This window comes from Paraburkholderia sp. SIMBA_027 (genome assembly GCF_046535315.1).
GTDB lineage: Bacteria > Pseudomonadota > Gammaproteobacteria > Burkholderiales > Burkholderiaceae > Paraburkholderia > Paraburkholderia tropica.
Genome location: NZ_JAWRWY010000004.1, coordinates 472,392 through 489,642 on the forward strand (window position 1 = coordinate 472,392; position 17,251 = coordinate 489,642).

Annotated in this window: 17 protein-coding genes; 7 read left to right on the top strand and 10 right to left on the bottom strand. The window is 66.3% G+C overall.

Translation table 11 applies throughout. The annotated features are described in order from the left end of the window. Positions 1-22 precede the first annotated feature (22 nt). The 7 genes from SB764_RS10125 to SB764_RS10155 all read right to left on the bottom strand — a co-directional run bounded on the left by SB764_RS10125 (position 23) and on the right by SB764_RS10155 (position 6,291). Positions 23-1,630 carry a rhodanese-related sulfurtransferase gene (locus tag SB764_RS10125; protein ID WP_074981820.1) on the bottom strand — a complete coding sequence of 536 codons (1,608 nt, stop codon included), beginning with the start codon at positions 1,628-1,630 and terminating at the stop codon, positions 23-25. Continuing rightward, positions 1,627-2,223, bottom strand: coding sequence for a cysteine dioxygenase (locus tag SB764_RS10130; protein WP_410863455.1), 597 nt, complete (start codon positions 2,221-2,223; stop codon positions 1,627-1,629). The genes SB764_RS10125 and SB764_RS10130 overlap by 4 nt, the downstream gene beginning before the upstream one ends. Next, positions 2,223-3,035, bottom strand: coding sequence for a class II aldolase/adducin family protein (locus tag SB764_RS10135; RefSeq protein WP_065061550.1), 813 nt, complete (start codon positions 3,033-3,035; stop codon positions 2,223-2,225). Before SB764_RS10135 ends, SB764_RS10130 begins: the two co-directional genes overlap by 1 nt. Positions 3,036-3,055: 20 nt before the next feature. Continuing rightward, positions 3,056-4,150: an LLM class flavin-dependent oxidoreductase gene (locus tag SB764_RS10140; protein ID WP_176080924.1), complete on the bottom strand. Its 1,095-nt coding sequence runs from the start codon at positions 4,148-4,150 to the stop codon at positions 3,056-3,058. A gap of 283 nt (positions 4,151-4,433) precedes the next feature. After that, entirely contained in the window at positions 4,434-4,709 is a 276-nt protein-coding gene (locus SB764_RS10145) for a pentapeptide MXKDX repeat protein (RefSeq protein ID WP_074981826.1), read from the bottom strand. A gap of 85 nt (positions 4,710-4,794) precedes the next feature. Next, a complete protein-coding gene (locus tag SB764_RS10150; RefSeq protein WP_410863458.1) occupies positions 4,795-5,580 on the bottom strand; it encodes a molybdopterin-dependent oxidoreductase in 786 nt (261 codons plus the stop codon). A gap of 51 nt (positions 5,581-5,631) precedes the next feature. Further along, the gene (locus SB764_RS10155) at positions 5,632-6,291 is read right to left on the bottom strand and encodes a cytochrome b/b6 domain-containing protein (RefSeq protein ID WP_110329187.1); all 660 of its coding nucleotides are present in this window, start codon (positions 6,289-6,291) and stop codon (positions 5,632-5,634) included. 448 nt (positions 6,292-6,739) lie between these two features. Here SB764_RS10155 and SB764_RS10160 point away from each other — a divergent pair, with 448 nt between their 5' ends. Together SB764_RS10160 and SB764_RS10165 are read left to right on the top strand one after the other, a co-directional pair. Continuing rightward, complete coding sequence (locus tag SB764_RS10160; protein ID WP_074981830.1) at positions 6,740-7,285, top strand: sigma-70 family RNA polymerase sigma factor; 546 nt, start codon at positions 6,740-6,742, stop codon at positions 7,283-7,285. Beyond that, complete coding sequence (locus SB764_RS10165; RefSeq protein ID WP_065061516.1) at positions 7,282-7,923, top strand: DUF1109 domain-containing protein; 642 nt, start codon at positions 7,282-7,284, stop codon at positions 7,921-7,923. Before SB764_RS10160 ends, SB764_RS10165 begins: the two co-directional genes overlap by 4 nt. Positions 7,924-7,958: 35 nt before the next feature. Here SB764_RS10165 and SB764_RS10170 read toward each other — a convergent pair whose 3' ends face one another. Further along, entirely contained in the window at positions 7,959-8,759 is an 801-nt protein-coding gene (locus SB764_RS10170; RefSeq protein WP_234774692.1) for an ROK family protein, read from the bottom strand. Between the two features lie 139 nt (positions 8,760-8,898). Further along, the gene (gene zwf, locus SB764_RS10175) at positions 8,899-10,536 is read right to left on the bottom strand and encodes a glucose-6-phosphate dehydrogenase (RefSeq protein ID WP_410863460.1); all 1,638 of its coding nucleotides are present in this window, start codon (positions 10,534-10,536) and stop codon (positions 8,899-8,901) included. Between the two features lie 242 nt (positions 10,537-10,778). On the opposite strand from zwf, the gene SB764_RS10180 reads away from it, so the two are divergent. After that, complete coding sequence (locus SB764_RS10180; protein ID WP_410863493.1) at positions 10,779-11,621, top strand: helix-turn-helix domain-containing protein; 843 nt, start codon at positions 10,779-10,781, stop codon at positions 11,619-11,621. A gap of 50 nt (positions 11,622-11,671) precedes the next feature. After that, positions 11,672-12,079 (top strand): DUF2000 domain-containing protein, encoded by a 408-nt coding sequence (locus SB764_RS10185; protein WP_176080918.1) that lies wholly within the window; start codon positions 11,672-11,674, stop codon positions 12,077-12,079. 20 nt (positions 12,080-12,099) lie between these two features. Here SB764_RS10185 and SB764_RS10190 read toward each other — a convergent pair whose 3' ends face one another. Further along, a complete protein-coding gene (locus SB764_RS10190; RefSeq protein ID WP_110329190.1) occupies positions 12,100-13,689 on the bottom strand; it encodes a tetratricopeptide repeat protein in 1,590 nt (529 codons plus the stop codon). Between the two features lie 234 nt (positions 13,690-13,923). On the opposite strand from SB764_RS10190, the gene SB764_RS10195 reads away from it, so the two are divergent. The 3 genes from SB764_RS10195 (at position 13,924) to SB764_RS10205 (ending at position 17,238) form a co-directional block, all read left to right on the top strand. Beyond that, entirely contained in the window at positions 13,924-15,057 is a 1,134-nt protein-coding gene (locus tag SB764_RS10195) for a sensor domain-containing diguanylate cyclase (RefSeq protein ID WP_321865519.1), read from the top strand. A 487-nt stretch (positions 15,058-15,544) separates the two neighbouring features. Beyond that, positions 15,545-16,660: a SpoIIE family protein phosphatase gene (locus SB764_RS10200; protein WP_408583144.1), complete on the top strand. Its 1,116-nt coding sequence runs from the start codon at positions 15,545-15,547 to the stop codon at positions 16,658-16,660. Positions 16,661-16,674: 14 nt separating this feature from the next. Further along, positions 16,675-17,238, top strand: coding sequence for a SiaB family protein kinase (locus SB764_RS10205; RefSeq protein WP_110329192.1), 564 nt, complete (start codon positions 16,675-16,677; stop codon positions 17,236-17,238). Positions 17,239-17,251 lie beyond the last annotated feature (13 nt).

Genomic DNA, 17,251 nt, shown 5'->3' on the forward strand with positions numbered 1-17,251 from the left:
TTCCAGCCTCAAAACATACGGCTCAAATCACGAAGAACCCGTGCGTGCCGTCGCGCCCGAGTTGATCGACGAGTCCGTACTCCCATTCGAGGTACGCGTTCATCGCCTCGCGGGCGTTGCCGGTGCCTTCATACGGACGCCGATAGCGGTCGATGCGCGGCGAGGCCAGCGTCGCTTCGCCTTCCTCCACCGGCAGCCCCGCGCGTATCCACGCCGACGTGCCGCCTTCCAGCACCTCGACGGGCTTGCCCGTGAGCGCGGCGATGTCGGGCGCCGCGAACGGCGCAAGCGCGTTCGTCATGCACACGGCCACGTAACGCTTCGCGTCGGGCAACGCGCGCAGATCGGCGAAACCGGGCGCGAGATGCGAACGCAGCGTCCAGTACGCGCCCGGAATATGCGCCTTCACGTGATTCGCGCTCGACGTGAAATCGAGCACCACGGTGCCGTGATCCGCTTCGGCGAGCCGCGCCGCGAGTGCCTCGGGCGTGATCGACGTCACGGGCGCGGGTAACGGTTTTTGTGCTTGCCACGCGCCGTGCGCATCGAGGTCGGCGGACGACGCATCGTCGATCACATACACATCGTGATTCATCTGCGCGAGCCACGACGCCGTCATGTTCGCGCGCACGCCGTCGTCGTCGAACAGCACCACGCGCGCGCCGCGCACCGGCGCGAACATTTCCGTTTCCTGCACGAGCTGACCGCCGGGCGCGCCGACGAAGCCGCCCGCATGCGCGTGTTCGTATTCCTCGGGCGTGCGCACGTCGAAGCGATAAGTCGTGCGTTGCGTGTCCGCCGCCCAGCGCGCGGCTTCGGCGATCGTCGTGCGGCCCACGCCCGCGCGGTCGGCCAGCGTGCGCGCCGCGCGTTGCGACGTGTCGAGCGTGGCGTCGTCGCGGCCCGCGTGTGTGTCGAAGCGGCGCGCGCTGCCGTGCTCCAGCGTCTGTCCCGCGAGCGTCCAGCCGATCGTGCCGTTGCGCAGCGCGGCGACCGGATTCGGCAGCCCCGCATTCACGAGCGATTGCGCGCCGATGATGCTGCGCGTGCGCCCCGCGCAATTGACGATCACGCGCGTGGCCGGATTGGGCGCGAGCGCGCGGGCGCGCAGCGCGAGTTCCGCGCCCGGCACGCTGATGCTGCCGGGAATGTTCATGGTGCGGTATTCGTCGAAGCGGCGCGCGTCGAGCACCACCACGTCGGCGCCGCTGCGCAGCAGGGCATCGACGGACTCGGCGGACAGCGACGGCGTATGACGCTGCGCTTCCACGAATTCTCCGAACGCCTTGCTCGGCACGTTGACGTCGCGAAACACCTCGCCGCCCGCATCGATCCAGCCGCGCAGACCGCCTTCGAGCAGCGCGACATCGGTATAACCGAGCGCGTCGAGCCGCTGCGCCGCGCGTTCGGCGAAGCCTTCGCCGTCGTCGAGCAGGATGATCGGCACGTTGCGGCGAGGCAGTTTGGTCCACGCATCGAGTTCGAGTTTCGCGAGCGGCAGGTTCGCCGCGAACAACGGGTGGCATTGCGCGTGCGGATCTTCCTCGCGCACGTCGAGCAGGGCGATTTCGCGTTTCGCGAGCAGGGCGGCGCGCACGTCGTGAAGGCTGCGCGTGGGAAATGACTTCATGTGACGGGGTGTTCCTTGCTGAGGTCCCAGAGGTTCGGGAGAAAGTCGTTCGAATAGCCGGAGATGAACGGTTTGGGCGGCGCGTCGGCGGGATAGGTCGCGCGGCGCACCGCGCCGATGTTCGCGCCGTACACGTGGATGCTGATCGACACGCGGTCGTCGAAGGCGTTGCGCACGCGATGAATGTCGCCGATGGCGGGCGAGACCGCTTCCACGTCGCCGCGCGCGAGACGCACTTCCGCGCCGTCTTCGCGCAGCGCGCCCTGCGCGTCGCGCCGGTACGCCTGCGCATACTCCGCGCCGCGCAGCACGCCGATGAGCCCCCACACCGTATGGTCGTGCACGGGCGTGCGTTGACCCGGCCCCCAGACGAAGCTCACGACCGAAAAGCGTTCGCGCGCGTCGGCGTGCAGCAGATATTGGCAATAGCGCTCGGGCGAAGGTTGCGCGAACGCGTCGGGCAGCCAGTCGTCGTCGCGTACGAGATCGCGCAAGGCGGCGAGGCCGCGTTCGATCAGCGCGGGTTCTTCGGGCGCTTCGTCGACGAGACGCGCGATCTCGCCGACGAAGTGACGCAGTTTGTGGATCGCCATCAGTCGAGCAACTCCGGTTCGGCGGCGACGAGGCCCGCGTAAAGGCTCTCGAACGCGTATTGCGCGCCGCCGGCGCGGCCCACCTGCTGATGCGTGAGCGCGGCCACGTCGTGCGGGATGCGCTGCGGCGTGCCCGCCGCTTCGGCGAGCAGTTGCGCGTGGCAGGCGTTGTCGAGCGCGATGTACCACCACGCGGCGGCCTCCACGCTCGGGCCAGCGGTCAGGATGCCGTGATTCTTGAGGATCGCGGCCTTGTGCTGACCGAGCGCGGCGGCAATGCGCGCGCCTTCGCCGGTGTCGAGCACGACGCCCTGGAAATCGTCGAACAGCGCGTGGTCCTCGTAGAACGAGCAGGCGTCCTGGGTCAGCGGATCGAGCGTGCGGCCGAGCGTCGACCACGCCTTGCCGTAGAGCGAGTGCGTGTGGGCGGCGGCCACCACGTCGGGGCGCGCTTCGTGGATGGCGGCGTGAATCGCGAAGGCGGCCTGATTGACGGGGCCGTGACCGACCACGATCTCGCCGTGCCGGTTCACGAGCAGCAGGTCCGAGACGCGGATGCGCCCGAAGTGCAGGCCGAGCGGATTGACCCAGAAGTGGTCGGGCCATTCGGGGTCGCGCGCGGTGATGTGGCCCGCGAGCCCCTGATCGAAGCCGTAGCGTGCGAACAGGCGAAACGCGCCCGCGAGCCGTTCCTGGCGATGACGGCGTTCTTCGGCGACGCTGCGCGCGCTGGCGGCGGTGTCGTCGTCGAACCAGAAGCGGCGCACGGGCGGCTGGCGGAAATCCTGGGCGATATCGAGCGTGGTGGTCATGATGCGTTCCGGTTCGTCGATCAAGCCGCCTTCGACACCGCTTTTGAAGCGGTCAAGCGCGAGGTCAGTTCGCGCGTGGCCGGAATCAGCACGCGGCCATAGTCGATGGCGTCTTCGAGCGGATCGAAGCCGCGAATCAGGAAGGTCGTGACGCCCAGCGCGTGATACTCGGCGAGCGTCTGCGCGACCTGCTCGGGCGTGCCGACGAGCGCGGTCGAATTCGAGCGTCCGCCGATTTCCTTCGCGACGGCGGTCCACAGCCGATCGTCGGCGCGCACGCCGTCGCCGCTCGCCGCGAGCAGACGCCGCGCGCCTTCGCTCTGCAACGGGCCGCCGGCCGCGACGCCCTGTTCGGCGCGCAGACGGCGCGTTGCTTCGAGGATGTGCTCGGCGCGCGCCCACGCGGCCTTTTCCGTGTCGGCGAGAATCGGGCGGAACGACACCGAGAAGCGCACGCTGCGGCCATGTTTGGCCGCTTCGCCGCGCACGCGCTCGATCAGTTCCTTCACCTGCTGCTGCGATTCGCCCCACAGCGCGTAGACGTCGGCGTGCTTGCCCGCGACTTCGAGCGCGGCCGCCGACGCGCCGCCGAAATAGATCGGCACGTGCGGCTGCTGGCGCGGCTTGATTTCCGAATGCGCCTGCTCGAAGCGATAAAAGCGGCCCGTGTGATCGAACGGCTTCTCCTCGGTCCAGACACGCTTGAGGATCTGCAGATACTCGTCGGTGCGCGCGTAGCGTTCGTCGTGCGTGAGGAAGTCGCCGTCGCGGCGCTGGTCGGTGTCGCTGCCGCCCGAAATGAAGTGGACCGCGAGACGGCCGCCCGAGAAGTGATCGAGCGTGGCAAGCTGGCGCGCGGCGAGCGTCGGCGCGACGAAGCCGGGACGGTGCGCGAGCATGAAATGCACGCGCGAGGTCACGCTCGCGGCGTAGGCGATGGTGAGCGTGGCGTCCGGGCTCACGGAGCTGTGCGGCACGAGAATGCGGTCGAATCCGGCGTTTTCGTGCGCCTGCGCGAACTGGCGCACATAGTCGACGTCGATTGCGGGGCCTTGCGCAAGATGGGTTTCAGATACCTTGCGCTGCTGGATCATGCCTATGAATTCGACGCTCATCGTGACTCCTGGGCTGGCGGACGCCGGATCGCCGCCGGCGCGCATTGTCGTGTTGGGGGAGAGCGCGGCGCGCACGAACGCCACGCCGCCGATCGAATGCAGCCTATCACCGCGTCATGCGCAATTTAAATAGTGATTTCGTATAAAGATTTCAGATGTGCATGTTAAGGATGCCCCGCGGGAGGCCCGGTCAGGCGCTCAAGCGGGCAAAAAAAGCCGCGCTCCCGCGTGAGCGGGGAGCGCGGCTGGCGACGTGACCTGCGCGTGGCGCTTATTTCGATACTTACTTCGACATCGCGCCCGATGCGCCGTGGTCCATCCCCATGGCACTGTCCTTCTTCATCGGCTTGCTGGCCTTGTCGTGGGACATCGCGCCGCCCTTGCCCATGTCGTCCTTCGACATGGCGTCCTTGCCCATCGTGTCCTTCTGCATGCTGTCTTTCGACATGGCGTCGTTCGACATCGCGCCGTTGCTTTGCGCGAAGGCGCTGCCCGCGCTCAGGCCCAGCGTGGCGGCGAGGGAAACGGCGGCGAGTGCGGCGATCGTGATCTTCTTCATGAGCGTGCTCCTGGTGAGTGAAATGTACCGCGCAAAGCGGAGTGAAAAAACGAGGTGAAAAAAACGAGGCGAAAATAGCGAAGCGTCACGAACCGCCGAACCAGTTGTAGCCCTGGTCGACCCAGTAACCGCCCGGATACGTGTTCGTGACGACAATCTCGACGATGTGCTTGGGGTTCTTGTAGCCGAGCTTGGTCGGCATGCGCAGCTTCATCGGATAGCCGTATTTGGCGGGCAGACGCTGGCCGTCGTAATCGAACGCGAGCAGCGTCTGCGGATGCAGCGCCGTGGCCATGTCGATGCTTTCGTAGTAATCGTCGGCGCAGCGAAAGGCCACGTAGTGCGCGCTCGTGTCCGCGCCCACGCGGCGCAGGAAGTCGCCGAACGGCGTGCCGCCCCAGCGCCCGATCGCGCTCCAGCCTTCCACGCAGATATGCCGCGTGATCTGATCGGCGCGCGGCAACGCGTAGAGTTCGGGCAGCGTCCACACGCGCTGGCCGCTCACGAGCCCGCCGAGCTTGAGCCGGTAGCTGCCGCCATCCACCACGGGCGCCTGATCCTCGCTATAGAACGCGTTGAACGGAAACGGCCGCGTGATCTGCGCCTCGCTATAGGTCGGCGCGAGCTGGTGCGGATTGAAGATGAACGCCTGCACGCGGTCGTTCAGAAGCGACACGGCGCCAAGCAGCGTGTTGACCGAGGCGTCGTCGGTGATCGAACAGCCGGTCAGCATCGAGAGGCCGCCGAGCGTGAGCAGGCGCTTGCCGAACAGACGCCGCGCGGGCATGTCGAGCTTGTCGATCGCGCGGCGCGCGTCGGTGAGAATCGCCGCGCGGTCCACGGTGACGATGCGCGCATGTTTCGTATTCATTTGGAATCCTTATGGAAATCTCGATGCCGGTTTTGCGAAACGGCGCGGCGATCAGCGTCCGCGCAACATCGTGAGCAGCGAGCGCGGCACGAGCGCGACCATCGTCACGTGAACCACCACGAACGCCGCGAGCAGCGCCATCGCGCAGAAGTGCACCACGCGGGCGCGGTCGTAGCCGCCCATCAGTTCGCGCAGCAGGGGAAACTGCACCGACTTCCAGATCGCGAGACCCGACAGCACCAGCACGATCAGATCGGCGATGGCGACGAGATACGCGAGCTTCTGCACGGCGTTGTACTCGCGCAGGTCGGCGTGCGAGAGCTTGCCCGCGAGCGCGGCGCGCAGATCGCGCAGCACGGCGCGCGGACTCAGCGGCAAGAACTTCGCGAACAGGCGGCCGCTCGCGAGATTCAGGCCGAGATAGACGAGGCCGTTGAAGAACAGCAGCCACATCGCCGCGAAATGCCATTGCAGCGCGCCGCCGAGCCAGCCGCCCAGCGTGATCGAGGGCGGAATGACGATGCCGCGAAACACCGGCGACGCGTCGTAGATGCGCCAGCCCGAGAACATCATGACGAGCGCCGCGAGCGCGTTGAGCCAGTGCGTGACGCGCAGCCAGAGCGGATGAATCGGGCGTTCGCGGCGCGCCGCAGGTGACGCTGGCGGCGTGGTGTGCTCGATGGCGTTCGGCGTTCCGGTGGTCGGTCCCATGGCGAATTCCTCGTGGGGCAAGTGCGTTGCGGTTACGGTGAATTCGCCGCGTGCGCTTCGCCGGTTACAGCGCGCGTGAAAAATTTTCGCGCGTGCCGCGCTGCGCCGCGCGATTCAATTCACGCCGCGTGTAACCGGCGCGCCGCCCGCGACGAATTACGTCGACACGGCACGCACGCGCGAGCGGCGTATGGGCGAACGAATACGGAGCATCAACAAGGTGAGCTGGGCAAAAGCGGCAAAGCGATGGCGGATGCAGGAACCCGACAGCGGAGGTGGCGACGGCGTCGGCGCGGGCGCTATTGCGATGCGCAACGGGTTCGGCTACGCTCGGAGCATCGAACCCGTATTACACGCGGGTTCGGCCAGCCGCAAGCCCGTTGCAAGCTTTCACCAGGCGGGCGCTCCCGTCACGCCAACCGACCGCTGCGACAGCCCAGGACGCCCTTTGTATCCCGCGGAAATCCGTCTCAAAGCGCTCTTCGTCAGCGGACTGGAAGGTGACGCGGACGCTTATCGCAGCTTCCTGCAAGAGTTGACGCGTCATTTGCGCGGCTATCTGCGCCGCCGCATTCCGCAATTGCACGACGACGTCGAAGATCTCGTGCAGGAAATCCTGCTCGCGGTGCACAACGCGCGTCACACGTGGCGTCCCGACGAACCGCTCACGGCCTGGGTGCACGCGATCGCCCGCTACAAACTGATGGACTTTTTCCGCTCGCGCGCGCGCCGCGAATCGCTCAACGATCCGCTCGACGACCATGCCGATCTGTTCGCCACGCCCGACGACGAACCGGCGCAGGCGCGCCGCGACATCGGCAAGCTGCTCGACCAGTTGCCGGACAAGCAGCGCCTGCCCATCGTGCATGTGAAGCTCGAAGGCATGTCGGTGGTGGAGACGGCGAAGCTCACGGGGCTTTCGGAATCGGCGGTGAAAGTGGGCATCCACCGCGGCCTCAAGGCGCTCGCCGCGCGCATCCGGGGGGCGCAATGAAAACCGACGACCTGATCAGCCTGCTGTCGACGGGCGTCGCCAGAGTGGACCGCAAGGTCGCGCTGCGCCGCTTCGCGCGCGCGCTGCCGCTGGGTTTCGCGGGTTCGCTCGTGCTGATGAGCATCGTGTTCGGTGTGCGCCACGATCTGCTGACGGTCGCGCAGACGCCGATCTTCTGGGCCAAGCTCGCGTTTCCGGTTTGCGTGGCGCTGGCGGCGGCGCTCGCAGTGAGCCGTGTCGGCCGTCCCGGTGTGCGTGGCGGTTATGCGTGGGCGTTGCTGGTCGTGCCGTTCGTGGCCGTGTGGGCGGGCGGCTGGATCACGCTCGGCGCAGCCGAACCCGCGCAGCGCGCGACGCTCGTGCTCGGCCTCTCGTGGCGCACCTGTCCGTTCAATATCGTGCTGCTGTCGGTGCCCACGTTCGCGGCGGTGTTCTGGGCCGCGCGCGGTCTCGCGCCGACGCGCCCGCGCGTGGCGGGCGCCGCCGCCGGACTGTTCGCGAGCGCGCTGGCGACCATCGCCTACTGCGCGCATTGCCCGGAGATGAGCCCGGCGTTCTGGAGCGTCTGGTACGCGATCGGCATGTTGCTGCCCGCCGCCATCGGCGCGTGGCTCGGGCCGCGGCTGCTGCGCTGGTAAGCGCGGCAGCGCGCGGTCGATCGGGCAGTCGGCGTCTACTCGAATTCGCCGGTGCGCTGCGTTGCGGCGGCCAACTGCCGCGTCTCGCGCATCGAGCGCGGATGCCATAGCCGCGCGCCGCCCTCGATGCCGCGATCGTTCGGCACGGTCGCCACGTTCGGCGGCAGCGTGAAAGTGAGCCGTTCGGCATTGCCGCCGCCGATCCAGAGCTTGTCGTAATGCACGAGCGATTCGAGAATGCCGATCACCTTCTCGACGCGCGCGTTCCAGCGCTTGTTGCCCGCCTTCTTGCGCGCCGCGTCGCCGATATATTCGTCATACGCGTGCTTCTTGCTGACCGGATGATGCGCGAGTTCGAGATGCGGCATCAGCTCGCCGTCGCGGAACAGCGCGGTGCCCGCGCCCGTGCCGAGCGTCAGCACGAATTCGAGGCCGCGTCCTTCGATGGCGGCGAAACCCTGCATTTCCGCATCGTTGATCATGCGCACCGACGCCACGCCGAGCCGCTCGCCGAGCAGCCGCGCGAGCGGCACGTCGTTCCAGCCGTCCACGCCGAGATGCGGCGCCGTGAGCACGCGGTTGTCGCGCACGAAGCCCGGAAAGCCGATCGAAATGTGCTGCGGCGGATATTGCTCGACCAGCGGCTGAACGAGCGTATGCAGGGTCTCGACCAGCAGATCCGGCGGACACGGATGCGGCGTCGCCACGCGCACGCGGTCGGTCCGCATGGTGCCGTTCGCGTCGATGATGGCCGCTTTCAGGCCGGTGCCGCCGATGTCGATGGCGAGAATGTTTTCGGGCGCGCGCGTGCGTCTGGCCGGGGCTTGCTTCGCCACGGTTTGCTTCGAGCTGGTCTTTTTAACCGCCGTAGCGCGCTTCGCCGTTGCTTTCCGCGTACCCGACGTACTCGGCGTCGTTGTTTTTCGTGCTGTTGCCACTCGCTCCTCCATGGTTCGTCCGTGCGATAACTCGAGTTTATGAGCTTGCGGGCTCGTCCGCAGCGAGCGCGCGCCAGGCGCGTCCGTCGCGAGCGAGCAGCGCGTCGGCTTCGGCGGGGCCGGCGCTGCCTGCGGGATAGTCGTGCACCGGTATCGGCGCGCCGCGCGGATGCAGCACGCCATCGACGGCGGCCCACGCGGACTCGATGCTGTCGGCGCGCTGGAACAGCGTCTGGTCGCCGAGCATGCAGTCGTACAGCAGCGTCTCGTAGCCGACGTTGGCCTGTTCCGCGAAGAACTGGTTGTAGTCGAACGACGAATACGCCGGGCCCACTCGCATGACCGGCCCCGGCACCTTCACGTTGAAATCGAAGCGCGTGCCGTGCGTCGGGTCGATGCGCAGCGTCAGCACGTTCGGCGTGAGCGCGTCGACGGGCGTGTCGCGAAACAGGCGGAACGGCACGCTCTTGAGTTGCACAGAGATTTCCGTGTGCCGCGCCGCGAGCCGCTTGCCGGTACGCAGATAAAACGGCACGCCCACCCAGCGCCAGTTGTCGATATGCACGCGCGCGGCCGCATAAGTGGGCGTCGTGCTGTCCTTCGCCACGTTCGGTTCGTCGCGATACGCCGCGCCCGCCGGACCTTTCGCGTATTGCCCGAACACCACGTCCTCGCGTTTGAGTGGCTGCAGTGCGTCGAAGATCTCGGCCTTGCGGTTGCGCACCGACTCCGCGTCGAACGAGTTCGGCGGCTCCATCGCGATCATGCCGAGCAACTGGAACAGATGGTTCGGCACCATGTCGCGGAACGCGCCGGTCGGCTCGTAGAAGCTGCCGCGTCCTTCCACGCCGATCACTTCCGACGCCGTGATCTGCACGCTGTCGATATATTCGCGTCGCCAGATGGGCTCGAACATCGCATTCGCGAAGCGCACCGCGAGAATGCTCTGCACGGTGTCCTTGCCGAGAAAATGGTCGATGCGATAGACCTGCGATTCCTGCGCGAAACGCAGCAGATGCTGGTTCAGATCGCGCGCGGTGGCGAGGTCGGTGCCGAAGGGCTTTTCGATCACGATACGGCGGAACGGGCCGCTGCCTTGATCGCCATTCTTGTCGCCATCGCCGTCCTGCTTGAGCAGACCCGCCTTGCCGAGCCGCTCGATGATCGGCTTGAAAAAGCGCGCGCCCACGGCGAGATAGAACACGACATTGCCGCGTTTTTCGCCGTCGAGCTTTTGTGCGAGCTGCTGATAAGGCGCGTCGTCCTCGAAGTCGCCGGCCATGTAGTGCAGACGCTGCGCGACCCAGTCCCACGCGCGTTCGTCGAGCTTGCCGGCGTGAAAGGTGCTGGCCTTGTCGGCGGCGAATTGCGCGAGTGCGTCGTGCAGGTCGTTGCGCCAGGCGTCGGTGGCGCGCTCGCCGTGATTGACGCCGATGATCTGCATGCCGCCGTCGAGCAGACCGTCGACAGCGAGGTTGTAGATCGCCGGCATCAGCAGGCGTTTCGTCAGGTCGCCGCCCGCGCCGAAGATCACGAGCGTGCAGGGCGGCGCGGGATGTTCGCCGGCGGCCGACGCGCTCGCGCGCGGCGCGGCTTGCGGGTTCTGGGCGGTGTGCGGATCGGCGGGCAGCTTGGCGGCCTGGTTCGCGGTGCTTGCGGGGGTATTCGTCGGCATGATTTCGCTTCGGTTGAACGTGAACGTTCTCTGTGAGCAAGTGCGATACCTTGACGGACCCGCGCGCCGCGCGCGGAGTTCCATCCGCCTGCCGCGCCGAAAGCGTTCTGTAACACGAGGGCGCGCGCGGCTGACGTAAACTGGTTAGCTGATTCCGCTGCCGAAGACGAGGATTCCCGCCCATCATGACGAACGCGATAACCGATGCGAACGCGCAGGCAAGCGTGGACGCAAGCGCGAAGATGGACGGCAACTGGCTCGTCGCGCGCCGCGACGCCGAGACGGGCATCGAAGGCCTGCGCGCGCATTTCAGCGGCCACGCCTACGATCCGCACGATCACGACGACATGCTGATCGGCTACACGGAGCAGGGCGTCCAGCGTTTCCAGTGCCATCGCGCGCTGCACACGAGCGTGCCGGGCCGCGCGATCCTGATCGAGCCGGGCGCGTTGCACGACGGCCACGCGCCCGAGACCGCGGGCTTCACCTACGCGATGCTCTACCTGCCGCAGACGTGGGTCGCGCACGCGGCGCAGCGGCTCAACCTGCCCGGCCTCGGCCGCGTGGAGGCCGCGTTCGGCCAGACGCTCGTGGACGACCGCGCGCTCGTCGAGTCGATTCGTCAGGCCTTTCTCGCGATCTACGGCGACGAGGGCCGCCTCGCACGCGACCAGTCGCTCGACCGCCTGCTGATGCTGCTCGGCGGCCAGTTGCGCGAGACGCTGGCCGATGCCGCTCACCTGAACGGCAGCGCGGCGCCGCCCGCGATCGCGCGCGTGCGTGACGCGCTGCACGCGCACATGGACGGCAACCTCGGCCTCGACGACCTCGTGCAGATCGCGGGCATCGACCGTTTCCGGCTCACGCGGCTGTTTCAGCGCGCGTTCGGCACGTCGCCGCACGCGTATCTGGTGCGCTTGCGGCTGCGCGCCGCGCGCCGTCTGCTGGCGGCGGGGCGCACGCCCGCGCAGGTCGCGGCGGAAGTCGGTTTCGCCGATCAGAGCCACCTCGGACGCTGGTTCCGCCGCGCCTACCGGATGACGCCCGCCGCCTACCGGCGCATGTGCACAAACGTTCCAGACTGATGCCCCGGACGTCGCCGATCATGGGCGGCTTGTTCATTCCGGATGCAATCATGTTCGATACGAAAGTGGCCCTGATCGTGCGCGACGATCTCGCCGTCTGGCAAAAGCTCAATGTGGTCGCGTTTCTCGCGACCGGCGTGGCCGCCGCCGCGCCCGACGCGCTGGGCGAACCGTACGAGGACGCCGCCGGGCGTCGGTACGGCCGCATGCTCGGCCAGCCGATGATGGTGTTCGCCGCCGATCTGCCGGGCTTGCAGGCCGCGCATCGCCAGGCGATGTCGCGCGAGGTGCGGATCGTGCCCTATGTGCACGCGATGTTCTCGACGGGCCACGACGCCGCCAATCGCGAGGTGTTTCGCGCTGAGGACGCGGACCATCTGAATCTCGTGGGCATCGCGTTGCACGGGCCGAAGAAGGCCGTCGACAAGGCCGTGAAAGGTCTCAAGCTGCACGCGTGAGCGTCAAGCCTCGCGCCGAATCAGTCGCGCGGCAGCGCGTCGAGCGCGGCGCGCAACTCGCCGACCACGTTCGACCAGTCGTCGCGCCGCGTCTGGCGAAACAGGCGCGCGTTCGCGTACCACGGCGTATCGCTGCGCGCGAGTTGCCAGCGCCAGTCGGGCATGAAGGGCAGCGCGATCCACACCGGCTTGCCGAGCGCGCCTGCGAGATGCGCCACGGCCGTATCCACGCTGATCACAAGATCGAGCCGTGAAATGAACGCGGCGGTGTCGGCGAAATTCGAAAGGCGCGCCGACACATCGCGCAGCACGCCGCGTTGTTCGAGTTGCGCGAGTGTGTCGCGATCACGCTCGCGGATATCCGGTTGCAGCGCGAAAAAGCGCGCGTCGGCGTCGAAGAGCGGCAAGAGCTGTTCGAGCGTCATAGAACGATTGCGGTCGTTCAGATGCGTGCGGCTGCCCGACCAGACGATGCCGATGTTGGGTTTGCGCTCGCTGCTGCCATCACTGCTGCCGTTGTTATCGGCGAGCACGTCGTTCCATGGCGCGGTATCCACGTCGGCATCGAGATACGGCGCAGTCGCGGCCAGATCGGCCGCGCGCAATTTCAGCACGAAAGGCAGGCTCAACAGCGGGATGTGATAGTCGAACGGCGGTGCTGCGTCCGCTTCGCCGATCACCTCGGCCGCGCCGCGATAGCCGCGCAGAAGCGGCAACAGCGCGTCCTGCACGCGCAGCACGACGCGCGCGCCCGCCGCGCTCAACCGATCGACGAAACGCAGGAATTGCAGCGTGTCGCCATAACCTTGTTCGTGATGCACGAACAGCGTCTTGCCCGCGACCGGCTGCGCGCCGGTCCAGAGCGTCTGCGCCGGGAAGCCGTGATCCTGGCTGCCGTCGCGCCAGCGCCATTCGTATTCGCGCCAGCCGTGCTCGAATTCGCCGCGCAGCAAATTGGTCTGCGCGCGATTCGTGCGCGCGCCCGCATCGTTCGGATCGATGCTGAGCGCCTTCTTGAACTGCTGCATCGCCTCGTCGAAACGCCCGAGATCGCGCAGCGCCACGCCCAGATTCACATGCGCGAGCACGAAGCGCGGATTGAGCGCGATGGCGTGCCGGTACGCGTCGAGCTCCTCGTTGTAGCGCGCCATGGTGCCGAGCAGCGTGCCGCGGTTGTAATGCGCTTCGGGCGAGCGCGGCTGCAATTTGCAGAGTTGCTCCATCGTGGCCAGCGCGCGCGCCGGCTGCTCCAGACGAATCAGCGCCATCGCCACGCCCAGCACCGATTCCGCGTGATGCGGCGAGCGCGCGAGTGCGCGTTCGTAAAGCGCGAGTGCATCGGCGTGACGCTGCGCGAGCTGGCAGACCTGCGCGGCGAAATGCAATTGCTCCGTCGACATCGTCATATTGGCCGCCGCACGCACGAGATAATCGGCGGCGCGCGCGTGATCGCCCTGACGCGCGGCGAGATAGCCGAGACCTTCGAGTGCTTCGCCGTGATCGGGCGCGTGGTTCAGGACGTCTTGCAGGAGACGCGCGGCGTCGTCGGTTTGCCCGGCGGCGGCGTGTTGTTGCGCGGCGTCGAGCGCGCGTTCGATATCACGATTCATGGCGAGGCGGGAGAAAGGCAGACGTCGGGCCGACGATAAACGCGCCGTGAACGAACGACAAGCGCGCCCGGCAACGCGGCCCGAAAGCGGCTCATTGTAAGGGATCGCCCGCACGGTCGCATGATACGAACGGCCCGCCGCGAAGCGCTGTGCACGCGTACCGATTGCGCAAATCGCTCAAGCAATTTCGTAATTTGCCGTAATTAGTAATATTTGGCATTTCCTGCGCGCATTTTGACCGACTCCGCGACCCCCGCCGCAAGCGATCTGGCTACGCTGATCGAAACCGTGCAGCGCAACGAGCGCACACTACGAAGCTTTCAGAGCGTTGAGCTGCAATTGATCGGCGCGCGCGACTGGAGCACTTTTCTCGACGGCGTGCTCGTGCGGCTTCGCACAGTGTTCGCGCTTGCGTCGGTCAGTCTCTGGGTCGATGAGCGCGAACCGTTGCTGCGCGAGCTGCTGGAGATCGACGCGCCGCACGAAGCCGCTGCTGCGTGCCTGAAAGCCGGGCGCGGCCACGGTGCGGCGCTCGCGCGTCTGTGCGGCGCGCAGGCCGCCCTTGCGCATTGCTGGCTGGGCCCGGCGAGCGAACTCGACGCGACGACCCGCGACACTTTTATCGACGCACGCGCGCACAAGGGCAGCGCGATCGTGCTGCCGCTCTGCGCGCACGACGCGGTGCTCGGCTATCTGTGCCTCGCGAGCGGCGACCCGCATCGTTACGAGGCGAGCATGGCGACCGATCTGCTCGAACGCTTTGCAAACGTCGCCGCGCTGAGTCTCGACAACGTCGCGCACCGCGAGCATCTGCGCCTGATCGGCATCACCGACCGGCTCACGGGCCTGTCGAACCGGCACTATTTCGACGAGCGCCTGCATCACGACGTGTATCGCGCGGCGCATCACGCCGAGCCGATCTCGTGCCTGTTCATCGACATCGACCATTTCAAGCAGATCAACGATGCGCATGGTCATACGGTGGGCGACCAGGCGCTGGCGGCGATTGGCGTCGCGCTGCGCCAGCACGTGCGCGTGGGCGACACGATTTCGCGCTACGGCGGCGAGGAATTCGTCGCGCTGCTGCAATGCGATATGCCCGACGCGCTCAACGTGGCCGAGCGCATCCGGCGCGCGGTGCAATCGATCGTAGTCCATAGCGAGGACGGCGCGTGCCTCGAGCTGAGCGTGTCGATTGGCGTTTCCGCTTATCGGGCCCATCGCGCACATCGCGCCGATTCCGCTGCAACGAACCGCGACGACGCGGCCAGCACCGCGCAGACGCTGCTCGACGCCGCCGACCGTGCGATGTACCAGGCCAAGCTCGAAGGCCGCAATCGCGTATCGACGCTCGACATGCATGCTTGAATCGCTGATAAAAAACCAGATGGCAATTCGCCATTTTCTAAATAAATCGCGCCGAGATTAACGATTGCCAACGGGCGTTGTTTATTTAATTTCCAGAAATAATCCATTCACGCCGCGCGCATGCGGCTAACGGCGCATCGTACATTCGTGCCACGAGGCGTGTTGCACCGCAACCCTCAAAAAAAAGCCTCCGCGTGCGCGAGGCAGTCAAAATTACCCGCTTCGAGCAGGCAAAAAACGCGCAAACGTTAGCGTGCAAGCCGTCGAATGCGAACGCATCGATTCGAGCTATTTCTCAGACGAATGTAACGAAACTGACATAAAGAGTCATTAGCGTGCTGGTTTTCCTTATTTATTGGAACGGATAGCCATGCATCCCGCGCTTGCGCAGTTTCGTCGTCCGGGACTTTCAGCAGGTCCGCGTAGCGCCGGGGAATTGGCACAGGACGTACCGGCCATCGACGCTGCGGATTCGAATTCTCTGGTGATGGAGATTTTTTATTCGCGGCGCGATATGGCCAGTCTGGCGGTGATCGAAAACGATCGCCCCATCGGCCTGATCAATCGCGATATTTTTCTGTCGCAAATGAGCAAGCCGTTTCATCGCGAGCTTTACGATAAAAAAAGCTGCATCGCGTTCATGGACAAAGAGCCGCTGATCGTCGAGGCGGACATGAGCATCGAGGCGCTCACGTTCAAGACCGTCGAGGTGGGCGAGAAGGCGCTGGTGGATGGCTTCATCGTCACGCGCGAAGGCCGTTTCCTGGGCGTGGGCAACGGGCTGCGTCTGCTGAGCATCGTCGCGGAAATGCAGGCGGAGAAGAATCGCCAGATCATGCAGAGCATCGAGTATGCGAGCGTGATCCAACAAGCCATGCTGCGCGCTTCGCGCGAAACGCTCTCGACCACGCTGCCCGACGCGGCGCTCGTCTGGGAACCGCGCGACGTGGTGGGCGGCGACTTCTATCACTTCGCCGCATTCGCCGACGGCTGGTTCGGCGCGGTGGCCGACTGCACGGGCCACGGCGTGCCGGGCGCGTTCATGACGCTGCTGGCGTCAGCGTCGCTTTCGCAGGCGCTGGAGCAACTGGGTCCGCTGGATCCGTCCGCGCTGCTGGCGGCGGTCAATCGCAACGTGAAGGCGTTGCTCGGGCAGATCAACGGCGTGGGCGACGCGCCGCAATCCAACGACGGCCTCGACGCCGCGTTCTTCTGGTACGACGCGAGCCGCGCGCAACTGCGGTTCGCGGGCGCGCGCGTGGCGCTGCATGTGTTGCGCCCCGACGCCGACGCGTTCGAAAGCATCGCGGGCGACCGTATGGGCGTGGGCTATGTCGACAGCCTCGCCGACTACGCGTGGAGTTTGCATACGGTGGACGTGCCGCCAGGCAGTCTGCTGTTCGTCTCGACCGACGGTTTGACCGATCAGATCGGCGGTCCGCGCAAGATCGCGTTCGGCAAACGCCGCGCGCTCGAACTGATTCTTGCCGCCCGCGAGAACACGCCCGCCGCGATTTCGGCGCGGCTGCTCGAGGCGCTCGGCAAGTGGCAAGGCGCGCAGGCGCGACGCGACGACGTCACACTTTTCTTTGCACGTGTTTAAGGCAATCCACGAATATGTCTGCCATTCTGGATCAGAACCATTGTTTCTTTGAAATTGCGCGTCAGCGCAACCTGATTTTTTATCACAAGGGCTATTTCTCCCACAGCATCGTGGCCGCCATGAGCGAGGTCGTGAAGCTGCAACTGGAAGTGGCCGGACTGAGCGGGCCGACGCGCCGCAAGATCTTCTCGTCGTTCATCGAACTCTCGCAGAACATCGTGCATTACTCGTCCGATGCGCTCTCCGAGAACTGGCAGCAGGGCGGCGCGGTGCGCGAAGGCGCGATGTGCATTTCCGCCGACGGCGAGCGCCATCTGATGGTGTGCATGAATCCGATCGCGACGGTGGCCGTGAACGATCTGCGCGAGAAGCTGGAGCCGCTGCGTTCCATGTCGATCGAGGAAATCAAGCAGGCCTACAAGTTGTCGCTGCGCGCGGACACGCCGACCGAAAGCAAGGGCGCGGGGCTGGGCTTTCTGACGATGGCGCGCGATGCGAGCGCGCCGCTCGAATTCGCGTTCTATCCGCGCGAGGACGATCCCGAGACCACGCTCTTTTGCCTCAAGACCATCATCTGACCAGGGCCGGTTA

What these genes read in the sequence shown, in the direction of transcription:
- SB764_RS10200 (WP_408583144.1), top strand. Translation starts at nt 15,545, where the DNA reads ATGGAGATTTTTTATTCGCGGCGCGATATGGCCAGTCTGGCGGTGATC.
- zwf (WP_410863460.1), bottom strand. Translation starts at nt 10,536, where the DNA reads ATGCCGACGAATACCCCCGCAAGCACCGCGAACCAGGCCGCCAAGCTG.
- SB764_RS10135 (WP_065061550.1), bottom strand. Translation starts at nt 3,035, where the DNA reads ATGACCACCACGCTCGATATCGCCCAGGATTTCCGCCAGCCGCCCGTG.
- SB764_RS10150 (WP_410863458.1), bottom strand. Translation starts at nt 5,580, where the DNA reads ATGAATACGAAACATGCGCGCATCGTCACCGTGGACCGCGCGGCGATT.
- SB764_RS10190 (WP_110329190.1), bottom strand. Translation starts at nt 13,689, where the DNA reads ATGAATCGTGATATCGAACGCGCGCTCGACGCCGCGCAACAACACGCC.
- SB764_RS10185 (WP_176080918.1), top strand. Translation starts at nt 11,672, where the DNA reads ATGTTCGATACGAAAGTGGCCCTGATCGTGCGCGACGATCTCGCCGTC.
- SB764_RS10205 (WP_110329192.1), top strand. Translation starts at nt 16,675, where the DNA reads ATGTCTGCCATTCTGGATCAGAACCATTGTTTCTTTGAAATTGCGCGT.
- SB764_RS10125 (WP_074981820.1), bottom strand. Translation starts at nt 1,630, where the DNA reads ATGAAGTCATTTCCCACGCGCAGCCTTCACGACGTGCGCGCCGCCCTG.
- SB764_RS10180 (WP_410863493.1), top strand. Translation starts at nt 10,779, where the DNA reads ATGGACGGCAACTGGCTCGTCGCGCGCCGCGACGCCGAGACGGGCATC.
- SB764_RS10130 (WP_410863455.1), bottom strand. Translation starts at nt 2,223, where the DNA reads ATGGCGATCCACAAACTGCGTCACTTCGTCGGCGAGATCGCGCGTCTC.
- SB764_RS10145 (WP_074981826.1), bottom strand. Translation starts at nt 4,709, where the DNA reads ATGAAGAAGATCACGATCGCCGCACTCGCCGCCGTTTCCCTCGCCGCC.
- SB764_RS10155 (WP_110329187.1), bottom strand. Translation starts at nt 6,291, where the DNA reads ATGGGACCGACCACCGGAACGCCGAACGCCATCGAGCACACCACGCCG.
- SB764_RS10140 (WP_176080924.1), bottom strand. Translation starts at nt 4,150, where the DNA reads ATGAGCGTCGAATTCATAGGCATGATCCAGCAGCGCAAGGTATCTGAA.
- SB764_RS10165 (WP_065061516.1), top strand. Translation starts at nt 7,282, where the DNA reads ATGAAAACCGACGACCTGATCAGCCTGCTGTCGACGGGCGTCGCCAGA.